A 23,666-nucleotide genomic window follows, 5' to 3' on the forward strand; every position below is an offset into this window, starting at 1 on the left:
TGGCGCGGTGCCTTGCAAACGAGTCGAGACTGATCATGTACCAGTGAAAATCTGACGCCTACAGGGGGCGTCGTATCCAGTACAGGGAGGGTCGCATCCAGTACCGATGACGTCGCTTACAGGTTTTTCCGAAGGTAAAACTGCTGTTTTTACCCTTCTGCACCGCAAAAAACGGCCAAAACTGGCGTTCGCACGCGAGCGCCGCTGGTGAGCATGAGTGCGTCGGTGTGAGACGCCGTGATGACGAATAAAAGCTTGATGATGCCGCCATCTGGGCGATCTGAGCGTAGCACCTCGTTCAAGCCCGGCCCGTGCTTATCGAGGAGTTCCACGTTAATGGCTATCAGCGTTTTCGACCTGTTCAAGATCGGCATCGGGCCTTCGAGTTCCCACACCGTGGGGCCCATGCGCGCCGCGGCGTTGTTCGTTCAAGGGTTGCGTGAGCGTGGGTGGCTGGAACAGGTGCAGCGTGTCGAAGTGCAACTGTACGGCTCGTTGTCGGCCACCGGCATCGGCCACGGCAGCGACACCGCCACCATCATGGGCCTGATGGGCGAGTGGCCAGACGCGATCGACCCCACGCAAATCGGCGCCCGTATCCACATCCTGCGCGAAACCGACACGCTGCTGCTGGACGGGCGTTTGCCGGTGCCCTTTGTATGGGCGCGGGATATGCGCCTGCTCGATGAGAACCTGCCGTTCCATCCCAATGCCATGACCCTGGTGGTGTTTGGCGAAAACGGCGAGTTGCACCGCGACACCTATTACTCGGTGGGCGGCGGTTTTGTGGTGGATGAAGCCCAGGCCCAAAGCGGTGTGGCGGACATGGACCGCACCGAGCTGCCTTATGACTTTTCCAGTGCCGTGGAGCTGTTGCAGTTGTGCAAGACCCACAACCTGCGCGTTGCCGAACTGATGCTGGCGAATGAAAAAACCTGGCGCAGCGAAGAAGAAATCCGCAGCGGCCTGATGAAGCTCTGGCGCGCCATGCAAGATTGCGTGGAGCAGGGCCTCAAGCACGAAGGCATCCTGCCCGGCGGCTTGAATGTGCGCCGTCGCGCTGCCAAGTTGCACCGCAGCTTGCAGGAGCTGAACAAGCCCAATGTGATCGGCTCGACCTTGAGCGCCATGGAATGGGTCAACCTGTTCGCCCTGGCGGTCAACGAAGAAAACGCCGCCGGTGGGCGCATGGTCACGGCGCCCACCAACGGCGCGGCGGGAATCATCCCGGCGGTGTTGCACTACTTCATGAAGTTCAGTGAAGAAGTCACCGAAGCCAACGTGGTCGACTACCTGTTGGGCGCGGCGGCGGTGGGCATCCTGTGTAAAAAGAACGCCTCGATCTCCGGTGCCGAAGTCGGTTGCCAGGGCGAGGTCGGTTCCGCGTGTGCCATGGCCGCAGCCGGGCTGGCGGAGATCCTTGGTGCCACGCCGGAGCAACTGTGCAACGCCGCCGAAATCGGCCTGGAACATAACCTCGGCCTGACCTGCGACCCGGTGGGCGGCCTGGTGCAAGTGCCGTGTATCGAGCGCAATGCAATTGCGGCGGTGAAGGCGATCAACGCGGCGCAAATGGCGTTGCGGGGCGATGGCCAGCACTTCATCTCGTTGGACCGGGTGATCCGCACCATGCGTGATACCGGGGCCGATATGCATGACAAGTACAAAGAGACATCACGCGGTGGGTTGGCGGTGAGTGCGGTTGAATGTTGAGTCAGTGACATGATCGTTCCCACGCTCCGCGTGGGAATGCCGCCCCGGACGCTCCGACCATGGGTGACGCAGAGCGTCACAGGATGCATGCCCACGCAGAGCGTGGGAACGAGCTGAACAGAGGAGCATCATTGCTCACAAAGTGAACACCCCAGCCAAAATCGCCACCTTTTAGCGCGTCGCAAATAGATAAGTAGCTTCCGAACGAATTCCTACACGATCACACGCCTGATGTGCTTTGGGTGACAGACTCCTCCTACGCCCGCAAAGCGCCTTCCCACAAGTGCTACCGATCTGCTCACCCCCCTTGAACCCCGCCCGTTATGCGTCATATCCCGCACTTCACGCGTGGGCTCATATAGACGCATAAACAGGTCGTTTTCAGGAGTTCTTGAATAGCCATTCAATTTTAGGCATGGCATTTGCTCTATCAATTACAAAGCCTCTCCTTTTCAGGACGAGCGCAATAACAAGAGCCTCGCCTGAGGCCGCCACCCGCTTTGTGTGATGTGAGGAGATACCGCGATGACGTCGACCAACTCCGGGGCCCAACCCCAGAACCGTGCGCCTCAATCCATCGGCTTTTTGCTGCTGGACAATTTCACGCTGATTTCCCTGGCGTCAGCCGTGGAGCCACTGCGCATGGCCAACCAGCTGTCCGGCCGCGAGCTGTATCGCTGGACAACCCTGAGTGTCGACGGCAACCAGGTGTGGGCCAGCGATGGCCTGCAAATCACACCCGATGCCTCCATGCACAAAGCACCCGTGCTGGACACGGTCATCGTGTGCGGCGGCGTGGGTATCCAGCGCACCGTCACCCGTGAACATGTGTCGTGGCTGCAAAGCCAGGCACGCCAGTCTCGTCGCCTCGGCGCAGTGTGCACCGGCAGCTGGGCCCTGGCCTGCGCCGGCTTGCTCGACGGCTTTGATTGCAGCGTGCACTGGGAATGCCTGGCGTCGATGCAGGAAGCCTTCCCGCGGGTGGCCATGAGCACGCGCCTGTTCACCCTCGACCGCAACCGCTTCACCAGCTCCGGTGGTACCGCGCCCCTGGACATGATGTTGCACCTGATCAGCCGCGACCACGGCCGTGAATTGTCGGCCGCCATCTCCGAGATGTTCGTGTACGAACGCATCCGCAACGAACAGGATCACCAGCGTGTGCCGCTCAAGCACATGCTTGGCACCAACCAGCCGAAGCTGCAGGAAATCGTCGCGCTGATGGAAGCCAACCTCGAAGAGCCAATCGATTTGGACGAACTGGCGGTGTATGTCGCCGTGTCGCGCCGGCAGTTGGAGCGGCTGTTCCAGAAATACCTGCACTGCTCGCCGTCGCGCTACTACCTCAAGCTGCGCCTGATTCGTGCGCGGCAGTTGCTCAAGCAAACGCCGATGTCGATCATCGAAGTCGCCTCGGTGTGCGGGTTTGTGTCTACGCCGCACTTTTCCAAGTGCTACCGCGAATATTTCGGCATTCCGCCACGGGATGAACGTGTCGGCTCCAACACCACCCAGCAAGTGGCGATGATGCCGATTCCGCAGGCGTTGGTGTTGTCACCGTTGTCGGGGCCGATGTCGGCGTTGAGCCAGGCCAGGAACGAGTCGACGTTTGCCAGTGTAAGGCTCTAAACCGAGTCGTCTGCATCGCAGGCAAGCCAGCTGCCACCTTGGAATGCGTTCTCCTGTGGGAGCTGGCTTGCCTGCGATAGCGGTATTTTCAGGCGCCGGAGTTCTGTTTGAATTGCATCAGCGCCGGCAACAACTGCTTGTCGATCGCCTGGCGCACGGCCGGCAAAATGGTCGCCTTGCCGGTGTACATTTGCTCCACCATTCCCTTGAGCGCCTTGGCCCGCGCTTCGCTCAAACCGCGCACTGCACATTCACACGCCTGCTCGGCGCTGGCGCCGCTGGACACTTCAAAACCCAGTGAGCGCAGTTGGCTCAGCAGGTCATCCTGATCAATCAAATCCGCGTGCATCATGACGTTTATCCTGGTGTAGGGAACAGGGATTGACCTGGATTCTGGTAGGCCCTTGCTGGGTGGGCAAGAGCAGAATCGAGCGATGGCTTGGATGGCTATGAACAGGTCGTTTTCGGGTCACTTGGCAATACGGTTAATAGGCACACTGAACCCAGGCACGCAGCTTGACGGTTTGGTCACCCTCCAGATGCACAGCTCACACAAGGCCCCTCTGCCCCGATCCAGTCACGGCTGGCTCGGGGCTTTTTTTGCCGGTAAACCGATGACACGGCCAAGCAGGGCAGGCCTTGGCAGCTCGGCCTGGGCAGCGCCGATCGCGGCAAGCCGTTGCAGCGTGGCCTCGGTGAACAGCGTGGCCTGCGGCCCGGCCAGGTCGACGTGCAACAGCATCTGTTCATTGCCGGCCAGTTCCTCGTCGTCTCCCACCCGGTGCAGGCTGTGATAAAGGTGCAGGCGCTTGGCGTCATGGGCGATCAGTTGGGTATGCACCTCAACCTCGGCCCCGAGCTTCACCTCATGCAGGTAGTTCAGGTGCAGCTCCAGGGTGAACAGCGAGTGGCCACTGGCTTCGCGGTTTTCGCTGTCCAGCCCCAGCGCGTCCATCAGCGCATCGGTGGCGTAGCTGAAGATCAGCAGATAGAACGCGTCACGCAGATGGCCGTTGTAGTCGACCCAGTCGGGCAGGATTTTCGTGGTGTAGGTGGTCAGTGCGGGCATGGCATGAATCCAATTCAGTGTGCGGTCAAATGTGCTGGCCGGCCTGCGATAGCAATGGTGAGGCCAACACCGCCATCGCAGGCAAGCCAGCTCCCACAGGGTTATTCGGCGAAGTTCATGCCGTGCTTGGCCTTGGTTGTTTTTACGGCTTCCAGCACCGCCAGCAGGCAGTCATCACGATAGCGCTCCAGCGCCGAGATGCTGTGGTTACCCAACTGCTCAGCGGTGCCATCGACCACATCATCAATCAGCTTTTCAGTCAATTCAGGCGCCGGTAGATAAGTCCACGGCAGCTGCAACGCCGGGCCGAACTGTGCCATGAAGTGGCGCATGCCGGCGTCGCCGCCCGCCAGTGTGTAAGTGAGGAAAGTGCCCATGAACGACCAGCGCAACCCGGCACCAAAACGAATGGCGTCGTCGATTTCGCCGGTGGTCGCCACCCCGTCATTGACCAGGTGCAGCGCCTCACGCCACAGCGCTTCCAGTAGGCGGTCGGCAATAAACCCCGGCACTTCCTTGCGCACATGCAAAGGACGCATGCCCAGGGATTCATACACCGAGATCGCCGCCTGGATTGCCTCTGGCGCGGTGTTTTTGCCGCCCACCACTTCTACCAGTGGCAACAGGTAGACCGGGTTGAAGGGGTGGCCGACCACGCAGCGTTCCGGGTGGGTAGAGCTTTCATAGAATTCGCTGGGCAATAGCCCTGAGGTGCTGGAGCCGATCAATGCGTTCGGCTTGGCCGCGGCGCTGATCTGGCTGTGCAATTGCAGCTTCAGCTCCAGGCGTTCCGGGGCGCTTTCCTGGATGAAGTCGGCGTCTTTTACGCAGTCTTCGATGGTAGTGACAAAGCGCAGGCGGTCCTGGGAGGCACCTGCCGCCAGGCCCTGTTGTTCAAGGGCGGGCCAGGCGTTTGCGACGCGTTTGCGCAAGGCCGCCTCGGCACCGGGCGCGGGGTCCCAGGCCACCACATCCAGACCATGGGCAAGGGCACGGGACACCCAACCGCTGCCGATGACACCGCTGCCCAACGCGGCGAAGGTTTTGATTTCGGTGATAAAGCGCATGGCATATTCCTAAAGTGTTCGATGATCCTTTGTGGGAGCCGGGCTTGCCCGCGATGGCGGCATTGCAGGCTACAAAGATGTGGCAGATTTACTGGCCTCATCGCGGGCAAGCCCGGCTCCCACAGGAGTGGTGGTGTCTGTGTTAGCCGCGTTGGGTCAGGCCCATCTTGATGCGGCCTTCGGCTGGGGTCAGGACCCTTGCGCCTAACCGGCTGAGAATTTCACTGGCGCGCTCCACCAACTGCCCATTGGTGGCGAGCACGCCTTTGTCCAGCCACAGGTTGTCTTCCAGGCCCACCCGTACGTTGCCGCCCAGCAGCACCGCCTGCGCGGCCATTGGCATTTGCATGCGGCCAATGCCGAAGCCGGCCCACACCGCGTCGGCGGGCAGGTTATCGACCATGGCTTTCATGGTGGTGGTGTCGGCCGGTGCCCCCCAGGGAATGCCCAGGCACAGTTGGAACAGCGGGTTATCCAGCAGCCCTTCCTTGATCATCTGCTTGGCGAACCACAGGTGGCCGGTGTCGAAAATTTCCAGCTCGGCCTTTACGCCCAATTCCTGGATACGTTTGGCGCCGGCACGCAGTTGCGCCGGGGTGGACACGTAAATGGTGTCGCCATCGCCGAAGTTCAGCGTGCCGCAGTCCAGGGTGCAGATTTCCGGCAGCAGTTCTTCAACGTGGGCCAGGCGGGTCAGCGGGCCCACCAGGTCGGTATTGGGCCCGAACTCCATGGGATTCTCGCCGCCACCGATCTCCAGGTCGCCACCCATGCCGGCGGTGAGGTTGACGATGATGTCGATGTCGGCCTCGCGGATGCGCTCCATCACTTCGCGGTACAGCGCGACGTCGCGACTGAACTTGCCGGTCTCGGGGTCGCGTACGTGGCAATGCACGACCGTGGCGCCGGCCTTGGCGGCCTCCACGGCAGCGGCGGCGATTTGCTTGGGAGTGACCGGCACGTGGGGGCTTCTGGCGGTCGTGTCGCCAGCACCGGTGAGTGCGCAGGTGATGATGACGTCGTGGTTCATGGGGCGGTTCCTTACAGGCGGGTGATTTCAAGGCGCAGGGCGCCGTTCGCAACCTTCAGGGGTTGCGAAGCGGTGATCTGGATGGGTTATTTCGTGGTCAATTGCAGGTTGGCGGCAGCCGGTTTGCCGTCGAAGGTGGTGACACCCTCCAGCCAGCGCGCCTGGTCTTGCGGGTGATCCTTGAGCCACTGCTTGGCGGATTCGATGGCATCCTTGTGGTCCAGCAGCGGTTGCATCATGCGGCTTTCGTCGGCGGCGGTGAACGTCAGGTTGGTCAGCAGCTTATGCACGTTGGGGCACTGCTCGGCGTAGGCCGGCGCGGTCACGGTCCACACGGTGGCCATGCCTTCGTTCGGGCCCAGGGCGTCTTCGCTGCCGGTGAGGTAAGTCATCGCCACATTGACGTTCATCGGGTGCGGTGCCCAACCAAAGAACACCACGGCTTCCTTGCGGCGCACGGCACGGTCTACGGCCGCCAACATGCCGGCTTCGCTGGACTCCACCAACTGGAACTTGCCCAGGCCGAACTGGTTGTTGGCGATCATCGCCTTGATCTGCGTATTGGCCCCCGAGCCCGGCTCGATGCCATAAATCTTGCCGCCCAGCTCTTTTTCGAACCTGGCGATGTCAGCAAAGGTTTTCAGGCCCTTGTCGGCCAGATAAGTCGGCACCGCCAGGGTGGCGCGGGCGTCTTCCAGGCTGGGTTTTTCGAGGACCTTGACTTGCTTGGCGTCGACGAACGGCGTGATGGTCTGGGTCATCAGCGGGTTCCAGTAACCCAGAAACAGGTCCAGGCGCTGGTCGCGGATGCCGGCAAAGATGATTTGCTGCGAGGCGCTGGTTTGTTTGGTCTTGTAGCCGAGGCCATCGAGCAGCACCTGGGCCATGGCGCTGGTGGCGATGACGTCGGTCCAGTTGACCACGCCCATGCGTACGTTCTGGCATGAAGCGGCATCCGCTGCCAGGGCGTTAGTGCTCAAAATGGCGCTGGCGCTGAGTGCAAGTACGCAGCGGCTGATCAGTCGGTTCATGGGTGGAGCCCTCGGCAGTCGTTATTGTGGGAGCCGGCGTCTTTGTGCGCCGTGGGATCACGTTACGCAGCTTGGCGCCCCGCAAAGCGCACGGCGGCGACCCACTCTTGCACTGCAGCGACCTGGGCTCTTGAATGGCCGGTTGAACTGGCGTATCACAGTGATCACGCTGCCCGTATGACGAGAGCGCCACCATGTCCCAGGATGTCTATTTCTTGCTGATGCCGGGGTTCTCGGCCCTCGGTTTTATCTCCGCGCTGGAACCGTTGCGCGTGGCCAATCGCTTTCGCGGCGAGCTGTACCGCTGGCACATCTTGAGTGCCGATGGCGGCGCGGTACTGGCGAGCAACGGCATGTCGGTCAACGCCGATGCCGCGCTGGAACCGTTGAAAAAAGGCGCGACCTTACTGGTGGTGGCCGGCTTCGAACCCCTGCAGTTCGCCACGCCCGCCCTGGAGCATTGGCTGCGCCGCCTCGACCATGAGGGTGTGACCCTCGGTGCCATCGACACCGGCGCCTGCGTGCTGGCCGAGGCGGGCCTGCTTGACGGCCACCGCCTGACCTTGCACTGGGAAGCCATCGACGCCTTCAAGGAGGCCTATCCGCACCTGAGCGTGACCCAGGAACTGTTCGAAATCGACCGGCGCCGCATCACCTGCGCCGGCGGCACCGCGTCCATCGACTTGATGCTCGATCTCATCGCCCAGGCCCACGGCCCGGAACTGGCGATCCAGGTTTCCGAGCAATTCGTACTCGGCCGCATCCGCCCGCGCAAGGACCACCAGCGCATGCAGATCGCCACGCGTTACGGCATCAATAACAAGAAACTGGTGCACGTGATCGGCGAAATGGAACAGCACACCGAACCGCCCCTGAGCACCTTGGCCCTGGCCGAAACGATCAAGGTCACCCGACGCCAACTGGAGCGGCTGTTTCGCCTGCACCTGAACGATACGCCGAGCAATTTCTACCTGGGCCTGCGCCTGGAAAAAGCCCGCAAACTGCTGCGCCAGAGCGACATGAGCGTGCTGGAAGTGAGTATCGCGTGCGGGTTTGAGTCACCGTCGTATTTCACCAGGAGCTATCGCGCAAGGTTTGCCAAATGCCCGCGGGAGGATCGGCGGCGGGAGGTGGTTTGACGGACAATTATAGTCAATTATACTCTTTACTATAATTTATAGTCATTCCCATAATTGAGTATAAAACCATGTCCAAGCACAGCGGCTTTGTGTTTCGCCGCCCCACCCTGGCAAGCAGTATTGCCGATGGCCTGGTGGGGGCCGGTATTCAGGATTTCACCTCCGGCCTGTTTCTCGCGGCGCCCCGACGCACGGGCAAAAGCACTTTTTTGCGCGAAGACCTGATTCCGGAATGTCAGCTGCGGGGCTGGCTGGCGGTGTATGTCGACCTGTGGGCCGACAAGGAAAAAGACCCCGCCGAGCTGATCGCAGGTGCCATTGCGGGGGCGTTGGTGCCGTTTGAAAAGGGCATTCGCAAACTGGCAAAGAGCATTGGCATCGAGAAACTAAGCTTTCTGCGTACGCTTTCCTGGGACTTTACCAAGCCACAATTGCCGGTCGGTGCGACGCTGACCCAAGCGTTGGAATTGCTCCATAGGGCTGCAGAAAAACCCGTTGTACTGGTGATTGACGAAGCACAGCACGCATTAACCACCGAGTCAGGTATCAATGCGATGTTCGCGTTGAAGGCTGCCCGGGATCAGCTCAACCAAGGCCGTGACGAGGAGGGCAGCGGTTTGCGCCTGGTGTTTACCGGCTCCAATCGCGACAAACTCGCCCATTTGGTATTGGGTAAAAGCCAGCCATTCTTCGGTTCCAGCATCACGCCGTTTCCGCTGCTGGGCAAAGCGTTCACCCAGGCCTACACCGTGCACCTCAACGCGCACCTGGCCAAGAACAACCAATTCAACGCGGCTGACATTGATGAGGCGTTTGAGCTGGTAGGTCGGCGTCCCGAGATGTTGCGCACGATCATCGGTGAAGTCGCATTGGAGCTGGGCGAGGCGAGCAATCTTGGCCAACTGCTGCACAGTCGCGCAGAACTGCTGCGCGCGGGTGTATGGACCGAGTTCGAAAGCGCCTGGAACGCCCTGACCATCCCGCAGCGTGCGGTGTTGCAGGTGATGGTGGTGCGTTCGCAAAGCAATGAGCCATTTGCGCCGTTTACCGACAGCACGATTACCGCAGTCAGCAAGGCATTGGAGGTTATGCGCAGCGATGTGGTGCCCGGGACCCAGACCATTCAGGCCTGTATCGATGCCCTGCGCGACAAGGAATTGGTATGGAAGTCGAGCCGGGGAGGGTATGCCCTGGAAGACAAGTCGTTCGGGGATTGGCTGCTGTACAAAACCCGCATACCGACTAACGAGTGAAACCCGATGTAGCGCAGTTTATAAGGGAATCATGGAAGGTGTAGGAAGTTTCTTTTTTTTCATCGCTAACGGAGACTTATAGCCAAGGACTGCTAACGTCCTATGGGTCTTAGAAGTGGCTCTTGACCAAATGCTTTTGAAATGAAGCACGCAGGCCAGGAAGTCACTACTTAACCAGAAGAGGTTGGCATGCTTAGAAAACTAGTTACTGTCATCGCGTTAGCGACCACCCCGGCGTGGGCAGCCCAGGCGTCTGCACCTTTCACCGGAGCCGACTACAGCGGACGCTATGAATGTACCGGCCAGGATAAACATATAGGCAGCTATAAGGGTGTTGTTGATATGGCACTCGACGCCAAGCAAAGTACTGGCAAGTACGCCGCCTACACCTTCACCTTGACCTTGGAAGACAAGTCCCGTTATGACGGAATGGCCGCCGGGACTTCGGACGCGCTGGGCGTTTATTTTGCTCACACCGACCCTGTCTTGAAAGACTTCGGCGTGGGGGTCGCACAAATGACGTCAACCCCGGAGGGCAAAGTGTCTTTCGTTAAGTACTACTACACGCCTGAATACGAAGGCGGTGGTCACGGCTTGGAACACTGCGTCAAAAGCTGATGGGGAGTTACTTTTTCATCAGGGTTGAACAGGCTGTTTTATAAGCTTCATGCTGATACTTGTTCAACGTCGTCGGCAGATCAAAGCTGTGCTTCTTGTTTTGCGCATTGATGGTCTGCGGCGACAGCAGCGTCACCTCCACCCCATCCAGCAACTGAAACACCCCTTCGATCTTGAACGTCGTCGGGCCACCGGCGAACTCGCCTTTTTTACTGCGTTTCTTGATGGCAATGCGCGTGATGCCGTTGGCTTGAACGAACGCCTTCACCTGGGCGGCGAAAGCTTTTACGTTGGCCGCTTCGTCGTCATCGTCGAGGGCGATTTTCTTGGTGGCCAGGGCGACGTGGGTCAGCGTCTGGTTGTCCAGGGAGGCGACGGCGATGATGGCTTCGCTGCCTTTGATTTCGATGCCGCAGATGGTCATGAGCGGGTCCTTTGCGAGGGAGAGGCTTCAGGAAAGGGCTTATTGAAATGCAATTCAAAGAGCTGCTCTACTGTCTTGCTCATTGGTTGGAGTTGGGAAATTTCTATCTTAAGTTTCAATAAGCTTGCTTCTTTGATTTTAATATCTAGCTCATTCAGTACTTCGCCGGGCTTTTGTATTTTCTGAAACCAGCGGCTAAAACCTATCACCGTGCACAGTGACGTGAGCGTCGCGTACAGACCTATGAAAATATAAAACTCTTTTTCGTGGACGAGCAGATAGTCCATGAACGTGTCGAGGTTATCTTTCTCTCGTTCTTTGTATGTAGAAAGTTTTTTTTCTTGTATAACGAGGCTGTTCTTCAGGAAGGTGACGTCGTTGTTGAATGAATCCGGCAGATCTGCGATTTTATGCAGCTCCGGTGTGCCTTTCTCAAGTGCTCCAATGCGTTTAGTGAAGTCGTTTACCATTTGCTCCGTTTGCGAATGGTGGCTTTCCTCGCGTGTTTCTTTTTGGAATCTGTAGTCCAGATAAGAAAAAATAGACACCAGTGTCAGCGCACCTGCAATTAGCCATAAACCAAATACAGCAAGCAACTTATAAATATTGTCGGTGGGTGGGGATGGAAGCCATTGCATGCCGAAAATTCCTTAAATCAGCGTCAGGTAGCGAAAAGCGACAGTGGGACGCTTCTATTGTAGGAATATAGTTACTATTCTTGGCCAATCGACTCCAGAAACTCCGACCGCTCATCACTCATGCGCGCCAGGCAGTCGTTGTGCGCAATCGCATAGGCCTTGGTGCCGGTCACTGCCGGGAAGGTGTCCACTGCACAATCGGCGTCGCGCAGTTTTTCCCACTTCTGCTGCGCATCCTTCAGACGGGCGGTAATGTCCGCCAGTTTGGTCTTGTCGCTGCCGTAGGTCGAACCCATGCGCTCCAGCAACCCCTGATAGTTATCTTTGAGCAATTGCTCGGCGGTGGTCTTGTTGTAGGTGGCGCATTCCAAGGTTTGCTGGTCGTTCTCGATACCGTCGCACGGCGTGCTGTCGGTGTCTTCGGCCGCGTGGGCGGTGGTTGCGATGAGTGCCAAAGCCAGGAAAATCGATTTCATTGCGCCGTCTCATATCACGTGATGCGCAATTCTGGCTCAAGCGTAAGACAAAGAACAGCCGACCGTGGGGCCTGTCTTCGCAGGCTTTGTCGCGGATTGACGCTTTCGGCAATTCCCCTGTCGTTTTTGCACCCGGCTCCGTCGGTCCCTGGGCATATGCTGGCCCCAAAGCGCCGGCAGACGATTCGGCGCATGAATCGCCAATAAGGGGACGCCTGATGAGCCCAGCCGAGTTGCACGCCGACAGCATCGTTATCGACGGTCTGATTATTGCCAAGTGGAACCGCGACCTGTTCGAAGACATGCGCAAAGGTGGCCTCACCGCCGCCAACTGCACGGTGTCGGTGTGGGAAGGCTTCCAGGCCACGATCAATAACATTGTCGCCAGCCAGACCCTGATCCGTGAGAACAGCGACCTGGTGATCCCGGTGAAAACCACCGCCGACATCCGCCGCGCCAAGGAGCAGGGCAAGACCGGCATCATCTTCGGCTTCCAGAATGCCCATGCCTTTGAGGACCAGCTCGGCTATGTCGAGATCTTCAAGCAGCTCGGCGTGGGGGTGGTGCAGATGTGCTACAACACCCAGAACCTGGTGGGCACCGGCTGCTACGAGCGTGATGGCGGCCTGTCGGGTTTCGGGCGTGAGATCGTCGCCGAGATGAACCGCGTCGGCATTATGTGCGACCTGTCCCACGTGGGCTCCAAGACCAGCGAAGAGGTCATCCTCGAATCGAAAAAGCCGGTGTGCTACTCCCACTGCCTACCGTCCGGGCTTAAAGAGCACCCGCGCAACAAGTCCGATGAAGAGCTGAAGTTCATCGCCGACCATGGCGGTTTTGTCGGCGTGACCATGTTCGCGCCGTTCCTGGCCAAGGGCATCGACTCGACTATCGACGACTACGCCGAAGCCATCGAATACACCATGAACATCGTCGGCGAAGACGCCATCGGCATCGGCACCGACTTCACCCAGGGCCATGGTCAGGATTTCTTCGAAATGCTCACCCATGACAAGGGCTACGCCCGCCGCCTGACCAGCTTCGGCAAGATCATCAACCCGCTGGGCATCCGCACCGTGGGTGAGTTCCCCAACCTCACCGAGACCCTGCTCAAGCGCGGCCACAGCGAGCGCGTGGTGCGCAAGATCATGGGCGAGAACTGGGTCAACGTGCTCAAGGACGTCTGGGGCGAATAAGCCACTGCTCGCTTAATCCTTCACCCGCCGCCATCCGCGTGGCGGGCATCAAAACGAATTTTCTGGAGTTAAGTTTCCATGGCCAAGATCGCCCCGCAATTGCCAATTGAAGTCGACAGCGAAACCGGTGTCTGGACCTCCGACGCCCTGCCGATGCTGTACGTTCCACGCCATTTCTTCGTCAACAACCACATGGGTATCGAAGAAGTACTGGGGGCCGACGCCTACGCCGAGATCCTCTACAAGGCTGGCTACAAATCCGCCTGGCACTGGTGTGAAAAAGAAGCTGAATGCCACGACCTGGAAGGCGTCGCGGTGTTCGAGCACTACATGAAGCGCCTGTCGCAACGCGGCTGGGGCCTGTTCAAGATCCAGGACATCGACCTCGATAAAGGCACCGCCAGCGTCAAGCTTGAGCATTCAGCTTTTGTGTATGTCTACGGCAAGGTCGGACGCAAAGTGGACTACATGTTCACCGGCTGGTTTGCCGGCGCCATGGACCAGATCCTTCAAGCGCGTGGCAGCAAGATCCGCACTGTCGCCGAACAAGTCTACGGAGGCTCCGAAGAGGGCCACGATGATGGTTTGTTCACCGTCAAACCGTTGTAAGCCGAGGACCGTGCCATGGCTTTCGAAGCAATGTTCCAGCCGATCCAGATCGGCAAACTGACCATCCGCAACCGGGTGCTCAGCACTGCGCATGCCGAGGTGTATGCCACCGACGGCGGCATGACCACCGATCGCTATGTGAAGTACTACGAAGAGAAAGCCAAGGGCGGTATTGGCCTGGCAATCTGCGGTGGCTCCTCCGTGGTGGCCATCGACAGCCCGCAGGAATGGTGGGCGTCGGTGAACCTGTCCACCGACCGCATCATCCCGCACTTCCAGAATCTGGCCGATGCCATGCACAAGCATGGCGCCAAGATCATGATCCAGATTACCCACATGGGCCGGCGCTCGCGTTGGGACGGCTTCAACTGGCCGACCCTGATGTCGCCGTCCGGCGTGCGTGAGCCGGTGCACCGTGCCACCTGCAAGACCATCGAGCCAGAAGAAATCTGGCGTGTGATCGGCAACTACGCCCAGGCTGCGCGTCGGGCCAAGGCCGGTGGCCTGGACGGGGTGGAATTGTCGGCCGTGCACCAGCACATGATCGACCAGTTCTGGAGCCCGCGGGTCAACAAGCGTACCGACGAGTGGGGCGGCAGCTTCGAGGGCCGCATGAAGTTCGGCCTGGAAGTGTTGAAGGCCGTGCGTGCCGAAGTGGGGGATGACTTCTGTGTGGGCATGCGCCTGTGCGGTGACGAATTCCACCCGGACGGCTTGTCCCACGAGGACATGAAGCAAATCGCCAAGTACTACGATGACACCGGCATGCTCGATTTCATCGGCGTGGTGGGCTCGGGTTGCGACACGCACAACACCCTGGCCAACGTGATCCCGAACATGAGCTACCCGCCGGAGCCGTTCCTGCACCTGGCGGCCGGCATCAAGGAAGTGGTCAAGGTTCCGGTGCTGCACGCGCAGAACATCAAGGACCCGAACCAGGCCACGCGCATTCTGGAAGGCGGCTATGTGGACATGGTCGGCATGACCCGTGCGCACATCGCCGACCCGCACCTGATCGCCAAGATCAAGATGGGCCAGATCGACCAGATCAAGCAGTGCGTGGGCGCCAACTACTGCATCGACCGCCAGTACCAGGGCCTGGATGTGTTGTGCATCCAGAACGCTGCGACCTCCCGTGAATACATGGGCGTGCCGCACATCATCGAGAAGTCCACCGGGCCCAAGCGCAAGGTGGTTGTGGTGGGGGCCGGCCCGGCCGGGATGGAAGCCGCGCGCGTGGCGGCTGAACGTGGCCACGACGTGACGCTGTTCGAGAAAAAGGAGTTTATCGGCGGGCAAATCACCACGGCATCGAAAGCGCCGCAGCGTGACCAGATCGCCGGTATCACCCGTTGGTATCAATTGGAGCTGGCGCGTTTGAAAGTCGACCTGCGCCTGGGTGTTGCAGCCGATGCCGAGACCATCCTGGACGTGCGTCCGGACGTGGTGGTGCTGGCGGTGGGCGGGCACCCGTTCATCGAGCAGAACGAACACTGGGGCGCCGCCGAAGGCTTGGTAGTGAGCAGTTGGGACGTGCTCGACGGCAAGGTTGCGCCGGGCAAGAACGTGCTGGTGTACGACACCATCTGTGAATTCACCGGGATGTCGGTGGCCGACTTCCTGGCCGACAAAGGCAGCCAGGTGGAGATCGTCACCGACGACATCAAGCCGGGCGTGGCAATCGGCGGTACGTCGTTCCCCACGTACTACCGCAGCATGTACCCCAAGGAAGTGATCATGACCGGCGACATGATGCTGGAAAAGGTCTACCGCGAGGGCGACAAGCTGGTGGCCGTGCTGGAGAACGAATACACCGGCGCCAAAGAGGAGCGGGTGGTCGACCAGGTCGTGGTGGAGAACGGCGTGCGTCCGGACGAGGCCATTTACTACGGGCTCAAGGAAGGTTCGCGCAACAAGGGCCAGATCGACGTTGAAGCGCTGTTTGCGATCAAGCCGCAGCCATGCCTGAGCGAGGCGGGCGAGGGGTACTTGCTGTTCCGCATTGGTGACTGTGTGGCCCAGCGCAATACCCACGCCGCCATCTATGACGCCCTGCGCTTGTGCAAGGATTTCTGACGCACCTGATCGTTCCCACGCTCTGCGTGGGAATGCCGCCCTGGACGCTCCGCGTCTGCTTTTAAGGTCGTGACGCAGAGCGTCACAGGATGCATTCCCACGCAGAGCGTGGGAACGATCTTCGTGGGAGCTTCACCATGTTGAATACCTTGCTGCCTATTCTCTTGTTTGCCGCCCTGGGCCTCGCCGTCCTCGGCGCCTTGCGCCGGGTGAACATGTGGCGCCGTGGCCGCGCGTCCAAAGTCGACCTGCTGGGTGGCCTCTTGGCCATGCCCAAGCGTTACATGGTCGACCTGCACCACGTGGTCGCCCGTGACAAATACATCGCCAACACCCACGTAGCGACGGCGCTGGGCTTTGTGCTGTCGGCGCTGCTGGCGATTGTGGTGCACGGTTTCGGCCTGCAGAGCCGCATTCTTGGTTATGCCCTGCTGCTGGCGTCGACATTGATGTTTGTCGGCGCGATCTTCATGTACCTGCGCCGCCGCAATCCGCCTGCTCGCCTGTCGAAAGGCCCGTGGATGCGCCTGCCGAAAAGCCTGATGGCCTTCTCGGTGAGCTTCTTCCTGGTGACCTTGCCGGTGGCCGGGATTCTGCCCGCCGATTTCGGCGGCTGGCTGCTCGCGGCTTTGCTGAGCGTGGGCGTGTTGTGGGGCGTGTCCGAAATGTTCTTCGGCATGACTTGGGGCGGGCCGATGAAACACGCGTTTGCCGGAGCCCTGCACCTGGCCTGGCACCGTCGCGCCGAACGCTTTGGCGGCGGCCGCTCCACCGGTTTGAAACCCTTGGACCTGAGCGATAAAACCGCACCGCTGGGCGTGGAAAAACCCAAGGACTTCACCTGGAACCAACTGCTCGGCTTCGACGCCTGCGTGCAGTGCGGCAAGTGCGAAGCGGCGTGCCCGGCGTTTGCCGCCGGCCAGCCACTGAACCCGAAAAAACTCATTCAGGACATGGTGGTCGGTTTGGCCGGTGGCACCGATGCCAAGTTCGCCGGCAGCCCGTACCCCGGCAAACCGGTGGGCGAACACGGCGGCAACCCGCACCAGCCGATCGTCAACGGCCTGGTGGACGCCGAGACCCTGTGGTCGTGCACCACCTGCCGCGCTTGCGTGGAAGAGTGCCCGATGATGATCGAGCATGTGGACGCTATCGTCGACATGCGCCGCCACCTCACCCTGGAAAAAGGCGCCACGCCGAACAAGGGCGCTGAAGTCCTGGAAAACCTGATCGCTACCGACAACCCCGGCGGGTTTGCCCCCGGTGGGCGCCTGAACTGGGCGGCAGACCTGAACCTGCCGTTGCTCAGCGACAAAGGCAGTTGCGATGTGCTGTTCTGGGTCGGCGATGGCGCCTTCGACATGCGTAACCAGCGTACCCTGCGCGCTTTCGTCAAAGTGCTCAAGGCCGCCAAGGTCGATTTCGCCGTGCTCGGCCTGGAAGAACGCGACAGCGGTGACGTGGCGCGGCGCCTCGGTGACGAAGCGACATTCCAGTTGCTGGCCACGCGCAATATCCAGACCCTGGCCAAGTACAGCTTCAAGCGCATCGTCACCTGCGATCCGCACAGCTTCCATGTGCTGAAAAACGAATACGGCGCCTTCAACGGCAACTACCGCGTGCAGCACCACAGCACCTTCATGGCCGAGCTGATCGGCGAGGGCGCGCTGAACCTGGGCCAGCACAAAGGCAACAGCGTGACCTACCACGACCCGTGCTACCTGGGCCGCTACAACGGCGAATACGAGGCGCCGCGCCAAGTGCTGCGGGCTTTGGGTATCGAGGTCAAGGAAATGCAACGCTCGGGCTTCCGTTCACGCTGCTGCGGTGGCGGTGGCGGTGCGCCGATCACTGACATCCCCGGCAAGCAACGTATCCCCGATATGCGCATGGACGACATCCGCGAGACCGGTGCCGAACTGGTGGCCGTGGGTTGCCCGCAATGCACGGCGATGCTTGAAGGCGTGGTCGAACCGCGCCCGTTGATCAAGGACATCGCCGAACTGGTAGCCGACGCGTTGCTTGAAGACGCCGCGCCGGCCAAAGCCCCCGTCAAGCGTGAACCTGCGGAGGTGCACTAATGAGCGATATTATCCGCCGCGACCCCCGGGCCGAATGGATCGCCCGTAACCGCCTGCACCCGTTGCACGCGGCGATGCAGCCGGTGCAACACAGCTGGATGGGGCCCAACGGCATCATTCGCAAAAACGTGCATGGTGTCGGTTTTATCGGGCCCAACGGCATCAAGCGCATCGACCGCAGCGGTGCCCAGCAGGGCGGCGCGGCCAAGCGCACCGCGGCAGTGGAAGTGCAATTGCCGCTGCATCAAGTGCCGACCCCGGCGTTCTACATCAACGTGGTGCCGGACATGGTCGGTGGCCGCCTGAGCAGCCACGACCGCGACCTGCTTGGCTTGGCGCGCCAACTGGCCGGCAATGACGGCGCGGTGTTGGCGGTGGTGTTCGGTGAACACAAGGAAAGCGCCTTTGCCACGGCCGGCGTCGACCGACTGCTGGTGCTGGAGGGGCATGAGTTCGAGGGTTATGCACCGGAGCAACGCGTGCAGGGCCTGCGCGCTGTGGATAACCAATTCAGCCCGCGCCACTGGTTGCTGCCAGACAGCCGCAGCGGTGGTGGTGAGCTGGGGCGGCGCTTTGCCGCCAGCCTTAAGGAGCGCCCGGCGACGCGGGTGTGGCAGATCAAGGGCGAGGAATGCATCGGCCGTGCCGGTGCCGGCCAGGAAGACCTGGCGCGGCCGTTGCCCCGTCTGATCCTCGCTGCCGCCGAATGTGCCGACCCGGTCAGCGAGACCCGCCACGAAGTCTTGCCCGTGGAGTTATCCACAAGCCTGGCGCGCAGTTTGCCTCGTATCGAAGACCTCGGCGCGGTGGCGGTCGATCCGGCAGCGATTCCGATGGCCGAGGCAGAGTTCATTTTCTCCGGTGGCAACGGCGTGAAGGATTGGGCGCTGTTCCACCAGACCGCCGCGGCCCTGGGCGCTACTGAAGGCGCCTCGCGGGTGGCAGTGGACGATGGCTTCATGGCGCGTGATCGCCAGGTCGGCGCCAGCGGCACCTGGGTGACTGCGCGGGTGTACGTGGCGGTGGGCATTTCCGGGGCGATCCAGCACCTGCAAGGCATCGGTGCCTGCGACAAGGTAGTGGCGATCAACCTCGACCCAGGGTGCGACATGATCAAGCGTGCCGACCTGTCGGTGATCGGCGAAAGCGCCGCGATACTGCACGCCTTGATCGCGGCGGTCGAAACCTACCGCAACGGCGCCAAGCGCGATGCAGCCTGAGGATATGACCATGACGAACACTGTATTCAGCCTGGTGTCTATCGGCGCTCACCCCACTTCCGGACGACCCCGCCGCGCCGAGCAGGACGCGCGCGCGGTTGAGCTGGGGCTGCAACTGGCTGGGGATAAGTTGCAGGTGCTGCACGCTGGTGATGTCAGCGAGCCGACCCTGCGCAGCTACCTGGGCATGGGCCTGCCGCAACTGCAGGTACTGGAACAACCGGCCGGCTCGGATGCCTTGCCGGTGCTCAGTGAGTATCTGCGCGACGCAGGTGCTCAAGTGGTACTGACCGGGAGCCAGGCAGAAACCGGCGAAGGTTCGGGGATGTTGCCGTTCCTGTTGGCCGAGCAACTGGGCTGGCCGCTGGTTGTGGGGCTGGCCCAGGTGGAGTCCATCGACGCCGGCGTAGCCCTGGTGCTGCAGGCGCTGCCTCGCGGCCAGCGACGGCGCTTGAAGGTGCGCCTGCCGTTTCTCGCCACTGTGGATAACGCCGCGCCCAAGCCACGCCAAAGCGCCTACGGCCCGGCGCAACGGGGTGAACTGGCCGCCCATGACGTTGAGATTGAACACGACGAGTTATTCACAGGCGCACTGTTGCAACCGGCCAAGCCACGGCCAAAGCGCCTCAAGGTGATCAAGGCCAAGAGTGGTGCCGACCGTATGAAGGCCGCAACGGCCAAGGCCAGTGGCGGCGGTGGGCAGGTGCTCAAGGGCGTGAGCGCTGAAGAGGGCGCGCAAGCGATTCTCAAGCTTCTGGTAGAAGAGGGCGTCGTACGCTGAACCCTGACCACCACCAAACCTTGTGGGAGCTGGCTTGCCTGCGATATCGGTGGGTCAGCAACCCATGCATCCGTTGACGTATTGCAATCGCGGGCAAGCCCGCTTCCACATTTTCCTGCTTTATCTTGGGCTTACCCACAATGCCTGTTGATCCGCCTGTGGATAACCTGTTCGCGGGTGCCCACAAGCCCGGCATATCAAGCTCTGCAGCCCTCTGTACGAAAAACAACCAGCCTAACTTGCGGTTTTTGCTCGGGTTTTCACCGGCTTGAGGCCTCGACTTGCCCCCAAAGTCTGTTGGCGCTTTTGTGGATAAGATGTTCGCTATCCGCTACAAGCCTTATAAAACGTGGCTTTCGATGGGTTGGTCAATAATTGATCAAATCTCACATATTCGCCGTTTAAACGGCTGGATATCCCCGATTCATGAGGGTTTCAAGGGCTTTTCCACAACCCGAACGAAGTTGCCCCCAAAGTCTGTTGGTGCATCTGTGGATAAGGTGTTCGCTTACCGCTGCATGCCACGCCAAACAAGGCTCTTGGAGGTTTGGTCAATAAATGACCAGCTCAAGATAAAACCCGCAATTTTAAATAAGTCACGGATTTTCTTGATTTAATTTGCGAGCACGGCGCACTCGCCCACAATTGCTGTGGGTGGCTTTGTGGATAAGTTGTGGGGTAAAGGCTGGAGGGCAGGGCGCTAGGGGCTTGCGCGAGAACTGATGTAGGAGCGAGCTTGCTCGCGAAAAACGTCAACGATAACGCGTGTTCCCTGGATGAACGCGGTGCCTGTGAGTTTTTCGCGAGCAAGCTCGCTCCTACATTGTGATCTATGGGGGGCAGTTATTCGTGTGCGGCCACACCTTTTAGGTACGGCGCCGGAGCAGCACCCAGGTTGCTCAACATCCGCTCGCTGTACCAATCCACAAAATTCACCACGCCAAACTCATAGGTCTTGGAGTAAGGGCCTGGCTGGTAGGCGGTGGAGTTGATGCCGCGCTGGTTTTCTTCGGCCAGGCGGCGGTCCTGGTCGTTGGTGGCATCCCACACCTGGCGCATGCGCTCCACGTCGTAGTCCACGCCTTCCACGGCGTCCTTGTGCACGATCCACTTGGTGGTGACCATGGTTTCCTGGGCGCTGATGGGCCACACGGTGAACACAATGATGTGGTCGCCCATGCAGTGGTTCCAGGAGTGCGGCAGGTGCAGGATGCGCATCGAGCCCAGGTCCGGGTTCTTGATGCGGCCCATCAGTTTGGCGCAGCCCTGCTTGCCGTCCAGGGTCATCGACACAGTGCCCTTGAGCAGTGGCATGCGCACGATGCGGTTACGCAGGCCGAAGCTGGCGTGGGCGTAAGGGATCTTCTCGGCGTCCCAGGCGGCAGCAGAAGCAGCCACGTGATCCTTGAACGCCTGGTCGGCGCGCGGGTCGGTAACGTCGTCCCATTCCAGCAGGGTTTTCAGCAGTTCCGGGTGCGAGGCGTTGCAGTGGTAGCACTCGCGGTTGTTTTCCAGCACCAGCTTCCAGTTGGCTTTTTCGAACAAGGTGGTCTGGATCGCCACCTTGGTGTTCTCCATGTCGTAGGGCTCCATGTAATGGCTGAGCGTGGACAGGAAGTCATCGATGGCCGGTGGGTTTTCGGCCAGGCTGATAAAGATGTAGCCGCCAGCGGTCTTCACGTTCACTGGTTTGAGGCCGTACTGCTTCATGTCGAAATCGGCGCCCATCTCGGTGCCGGCGAACAGCAGGCGGCCGTCCAGCTCGTAGGTCCACTGGTGGTAGTGGCACACCAATTTGGCAACCTTGCCCTTGTCGCTGGTGCACAAGCGCGAGCCACGGTGGCGGCAGACGTTGTGGAACGCATGCACCACGCCGTCGGCACCCCGGATCACGATGATTGGGTTCTTGCCCACTTGCAGGGTCAGGTAGTTGCCCTTGGTGGGGATTTCGCAGGTCATGCCGGCGATCAACCACTCTTTCTGGAAGATCTCCTGCATGTCGATATCAAACAACCGCTCATCAGAGTAGAACGGCTGCGGCAGCGAAAAAGTGCGCTCGCGCTCTTGCAGCATTTGCGCGGTGGCCTTGCGTGCGGGTTCCAGCGGATCGCCCAAGCTTAAGGTTGCGGTGACGTCCATCGTGTGTGTCCTCATGGCCATTCTGTGTGGCCGGCGAATAGTGGCTACGGTTGGTGCTGTGCAAGGCGTAAAGAACGCGTCTTTGTTGGGAGCGAGTGTGGGCCCGGCGTAACGTCGAACCTTATCCATGGGCGACATGGCCCAATCTGATCCCGACGCGCAAGCCCCTGTCTTTGGGGGCTGGTCGCCGTAAGTATGTGAATGTCGCAGATAGGTAAATGGGTGGTTCTCGCGTTACGCAGAATCGCCACCATAAGGCCGACGTCGGCGGTGGAGAACAACATGTCCAATAATTTCCTGAATCCGGTAACCACCCAGACCTGGGCCAATGGTCGGCACATCGTCCGCTGCGTCAAAGTCATCCAGGAAACCTGGGATGTGCGCACCTTCTGCTTCATGGCCGATCAGCCGATCCTGTTCTTTTTCAAGCCAGGGCAATTCGTCACCCTGGAGCTGGAAATCGAAGGCCAGCCGATCATGCGTTCGTACACGATTTCCAGCTCACCGTCGGTGCCTTACAGCTTTTCGGTGACCATCAAGCGTGTGCCGGGCGGTCGGGTTTCCAATTGGCTGCACGACACTTTGCACGAAGGCCAGGAGCTGGCGGTGCACGGGCCGGTCGGGCTGTTCAATGCCATCGACTTCCCGAGCCCGAAAGTGCTTTACCTCAGCGGCGGCGTTGGGATCACGCCGGTGATGTCCATGGCGCGCTGGTTCTACGACACCAATGCGAACGTCGACATGACCTTTATCCACAGCGCCCGCTCGCCCAAGGACATCATCTATCACCGCGAGCTGGAGCACATGGCGTCGCGGATCGACAACTTCAGCCTGCACCTGATTTGCGAAAAACACGGCCTGGGCGAGCCTTGGGCCGGGTATCGCGGCTATCTGAACCACAAGATGCTGGAGCTGATGGTGCCGGACTTCCTGGAGCGCGAAGTGTTCTGCTGCGGCCCTACGCCGTACATGAACGCGGTGAAGCGTTTGCTGGAAGTTGCCGGTTTCGACATGACGCGTTATCACGAAGAATCCTTTGGCGCGACACCGCCCGAAGCCCGTGCCGATGCGGTGGAGCAGGCCGAGCAAGCGGCGGATGCGCCGGAGATCGACCTGGCAGACCTGCATCAAGTGGAATTTATCGCGTCCGGCAAGAGCATTCGCGTGGCGCCGGGGGAAACGGTGCATGCTGCGGCGGCCAAGCTCGGCCTGCTGATCCCCAAGGCCTGCGGCATGGGCATCTGCGGTACGTGCAAGGTCATGAAGCTGGGCGGCGAAGTAGAGATGGAGCACAACGGCGGGATTACCGAAGAGGACGAAGCCGAAGGCTATATCCTGTCGTGCTGCAGTGTGCCGAAGGGTGATGTACGCATCGAGTTCTGATCTGCTCGTTCCCACGCTCTGCGTGGTAACGCCTCCCAGGACGCTCCGCGTCCCGTCGCAACTGAAGGGTGACGCGGAGCGTCACGGCTGCATT

General features: G+C 60.3%; 21 protein-coding genes. 12 read left to right on the plus strand and 9 right to left on the minus strand.

The window, feature by feature from the left end; translation table 11 throughout:
- The first annotated feature begins 336 nt into the window (after positions 1-336).
- Positions 337-1,713, plus strand: a complete 1,377-nt coding sequence (locus APH41_RS26275; protein ID WP_054922371.1) for an L-serine ammonia-lyase — start codon at positions 337-339, stop codon at positions 1,711-1,713.
- A 525-nt stretch (positions 1,714-2,238) separates the two neighbouring features.
- A complete protein-coding gene (locus APH41_RS26280; RefSeq protein WP_034128892.1) occupies positions 2,239-3,342 on the plus strand; it encodes a GlxA family transcriptional regulator in 1,104 nt (367 codons plus the stop codon).
- An 88-nt stretch (positions 3,343-3,430) separates the two neighbouring features.
- Here APH41_RS26280 and APH41_RS26285 read toward each other — a convergent pair whose 3' ends face one another.
- The 5 genes from APH41_RS26285 to APH41_RS26305 all read right to left on the minus strand — a co-directional run bounded on the left by APH41_RS26285 (position 3,431) and on the right by APH41_RS26305 (position 7,539).
- Positions 3,431-3,694: a hypothetical protein gene (locus tag APH41_RS26285; protein ID WP_034128891.1), complete on the minus strand. Its 264-nt coding sequence runs from the start codon at positions 3,692-3,694 to the stop codon at positions 3,431-3,433.
- Positions 3,695-3,919: 225 nt separating this feature from the next.
- The gene (locus tag APH41_RS26290; RefSeq protein WP_054922373.1) at positions 3,920-4,411 is read right to left on the minus strand and encodes a thioesterase family protein; all 492 of its coding nucleotides are present in this window, start codon (positions 4,409-4,411) and stop codon (positions 3,920-3,922) included.
- 101 nt (positions 4,412-4,512) lie between these two features.
- On the minus strand, positions 4,513-5,478 hold the full coding sequence (locus APH41_RS26295) for an L-carnitine dehydrogenase (RefSeq protein WP_034128889.1): 966 nt from the start codon (positions 5,476-5,478) through the stop codon (positions 4,513-4,515).
- Positions 5,479-5,620: 142 nt separating this feature from the next.
- Complete coding sequence (locus APH41_RS26300; protein WP_034128888.1) at positions 5,621-6,508, minus strand: 3-keto-5-aminohexanoate cleavage protein; 888 nt, start codon at positions 6,506-6,508, stop codon at positions 5,621-5,623.
- A gap of 86 nt (positions 6,509-6,594) precedes the next feature.
- On the minus strand, positions 6,595-7,539 hold the full coding sequence (locus tag APH41_RS26305; RefSeq protein ID WP_054922376.1) for a choline ABC transporter substrate-binding protein: 945 nt from the start codon (positions 7,537-7,539) through the stop codon (positions 6,595-6,597).
- A gap of 194 nt (positions 7,540-7,733) precedes the next feature.
- Here APH41_RS26305 and APH41_RS26310 point away from each other — a divergent pair, with 194 nt between their 5' ends.
- The 3 genes from APH41_RS26310 (at position 7,734) to APH41_RS26320 (ending at position 10,549) form a co-directional block, all read left to right on the plus strand.
- On the plus strand, positions 7,734-8,678 hold the full coding sequence (locus APH41_RS26310) for a GlxA family transcriptional regulator (protein WP_054898194.1): 945 nt from the start codon (positions 7,734-7,736) through the stop codon (positions 8,676-8,678).
- A 68-nt stretch (positions 8,679-8,746) separates the two neighbouring features.
- On the plus strand, positions 8,747-9,931 hold the full coding sequence (locus tag APH41_RS26315) for an ATP-binding protein (protein ID WP_054898195.1): 1,185 nt from the start codon (positions 8,747-8,749) through the stop codon (positions 9,929-9,931).
- A 189-nt stretch (positions 9,932-10,120) separates the two neighbouring features.
- Complete coding sequence (locus tag APH41_RS26320; RefSeq protein ID WP_054898196.1) at positions 10,121-10,549, plus strand: hypothetical protein; 429 nt, start codon at positions 10,121-10,123, stop codon at positions 10,547-10,549.
- Positions 10,550-10,556: 7 nt separating this feature from the next.
- Here APH41_RS26320 and APH41_RS26325 read toward each other — a convergent pair whose 3' ends face one another.
- The 3 genes from APH41_RS26325 to APH41_RS26335 form a co-directional block, all read right to left on the minus strand.
- Positions 10,557-10,973 carry a DUF3010 family protein gene (locus APH41_RS26325; protein WP_054898197.1) on the minus strand — a complete coding sequence of 139 codons (417 nt, stop codon included), beginning with the start codon at positions 10,971-10,973 and terminating at the stop codon, positions 10,557-10,559.
- A complete protein-coding gene (locus APH41_RS26330) occupies positions 10,970-11,611 on the minus strand; it encodes a hypothetical protein (protein WP_054922378.1) in 642 nt (213 codons plus the stop codon). Before APH41_RS26330 ends, APH41_RS26325 begins: the two co-directional genes overlap by 4 nt.
- Positions 11,612-11,685: 74 nt before the next feature.
- Positions 11,686-12,087 carry a lysozyme inhibitor LprI family protein gene (locus APH41_RS26335; protein WP_014720247.1) on the minus strand — a complete coding sequence of 134 codons (402 nt, stop codon included), beginning with the start codon at positions 12,085-12,087 and terminating at the stop codon, positions 11,686-11,688.
- 218 nt (positions 12,088-12,305) lie between these two features.
- On the opposite strand from APH41_RS26335, the gene APH41_RS26340 reads away from it, so the two are divergent.
- From APH41_RS26340 to APH41_RS26365, 6 genes are all read left to right on the plus strand, one after another.
- Positions 12,306-13,283: a dipeptidase gene (locus APH41_RS26340; protein WP_032879065.1), complete on the plus strand. Its 978-nt coding sequence runs from the start codon at positions 12,306-12,308 to the stop codon at positions 13,281-13,283.
- A gap of 78 nt (positions 13,284-13,361) precedes the next feature.
- A complete protein-coding gene (locus APH41_RS26345) occupies positions 13,362-13,892 on the plus strand; it encodes a DUF5943 domain-containing protein (RefSeq protein WP_054922380.1) in 531 nt (176 codons plus the stop codon).
- A gap of 15 nt (positions 13,893-13,907) precedes the next feature.
- A complete protein-coding gene (gene dgcA / locus APH41_RS26350) occupies positions 13,908-15,968 on the plus strand; it encodes a dimethylglycine demethylation protein DgcA (protein WP_014720244.1) in 2,061 nt (686 codons plus the stop codon).
- Between the two features lie 137 nt (positions 15,969-16,105).
- Positions 16,106-18,049, plus strand: coding sequence for a dimethylglycine demethylation protein DgcB (gene dgcB, locus APH41_RS26355; protein WP_054922382.1), 1,944 nt, complete (start codon positions 16,106-16,108; stop codon positions 18,047-18,049).
- The gene (locus tag APH41_RS26360; protein ID WP_054898202.1) at positions 18,049-19,269 is read left to right on the plus strand and encodes an electron transfer flavoprotein subunit alpha/FixB family protein; all 1,221 of its coding nucleotides are present in this window, start codon (positions 18,049-18,051) and stop codon (positions 19,267-19,269) included. The genes dgcB and APH41_RS26360 overlap by 1 nt, the downstream gene beginning before the upstream one ends.
- A 4-nt stretch (positions 19,270-19,273) precedes the next feature.
- Positions 19,274-20,050 carry an electron transfer flavoprotein subunit beta gene (locus tag APH41_RS26365; RefSeq protein WP_177333600.1) on the plus strand — a complete coding sequence of 259 codons (777 nt, stop codon included), beginning with the start codon at positions 19,274-19,276 and terminating at the stop codon, positions 20,048-20,050.
- Positions 20,051-20,893: 843 nt separating this feature from the next.
- Here the strand turns inward: APH41_RS26365 and gbcA are convergent.
- A complete protein-coding gene (gene gbcA / locus APH41_RS26370; protein ID WP_032894948.1) occupies positions 20,894-22,189 on the minus strand; it encodes a glycine-betaine demethylase subunit GbcA in 1,296 nt (431 codons plus the stop codon).
- A 282-nt stretch (positions 22,190-22,471) separates the two neighbouring features.
- Here gbcA and gbcB point away from each other — a divergent pair, with 282 nt between their 5' ends.
- Positions 22,472-23,572 carry a glycine-betaine demethylase subunit GbcB gene (gene gbcB, locus APH41_RS26375; RefSeq protein ID WP_014720237.1) on the plus strand — a complete coding sequence of 367 codons (1,101 nt, stop codon included), beginning with the start codon at positions 22,472-22,474 and terminating at the stop codon, positions 23,570-23,572.
- Positions 23,573-23,666 lie beyond the last annotated feature (94 nt).

The sequence above is a fragment of the Pseudomonas sp. NBRC 111138 genome, from assembly GCF_001320835.1.
In the GTDB taxonomy this organism is placed as follows: domain Bacteria; phylum Pseudomonadota; class Gammaproteobacteria; order Pseudomonadales; family Pseudomonadaceae; genus Aquipseudomonas; species Aquipseudomonas paracarnis.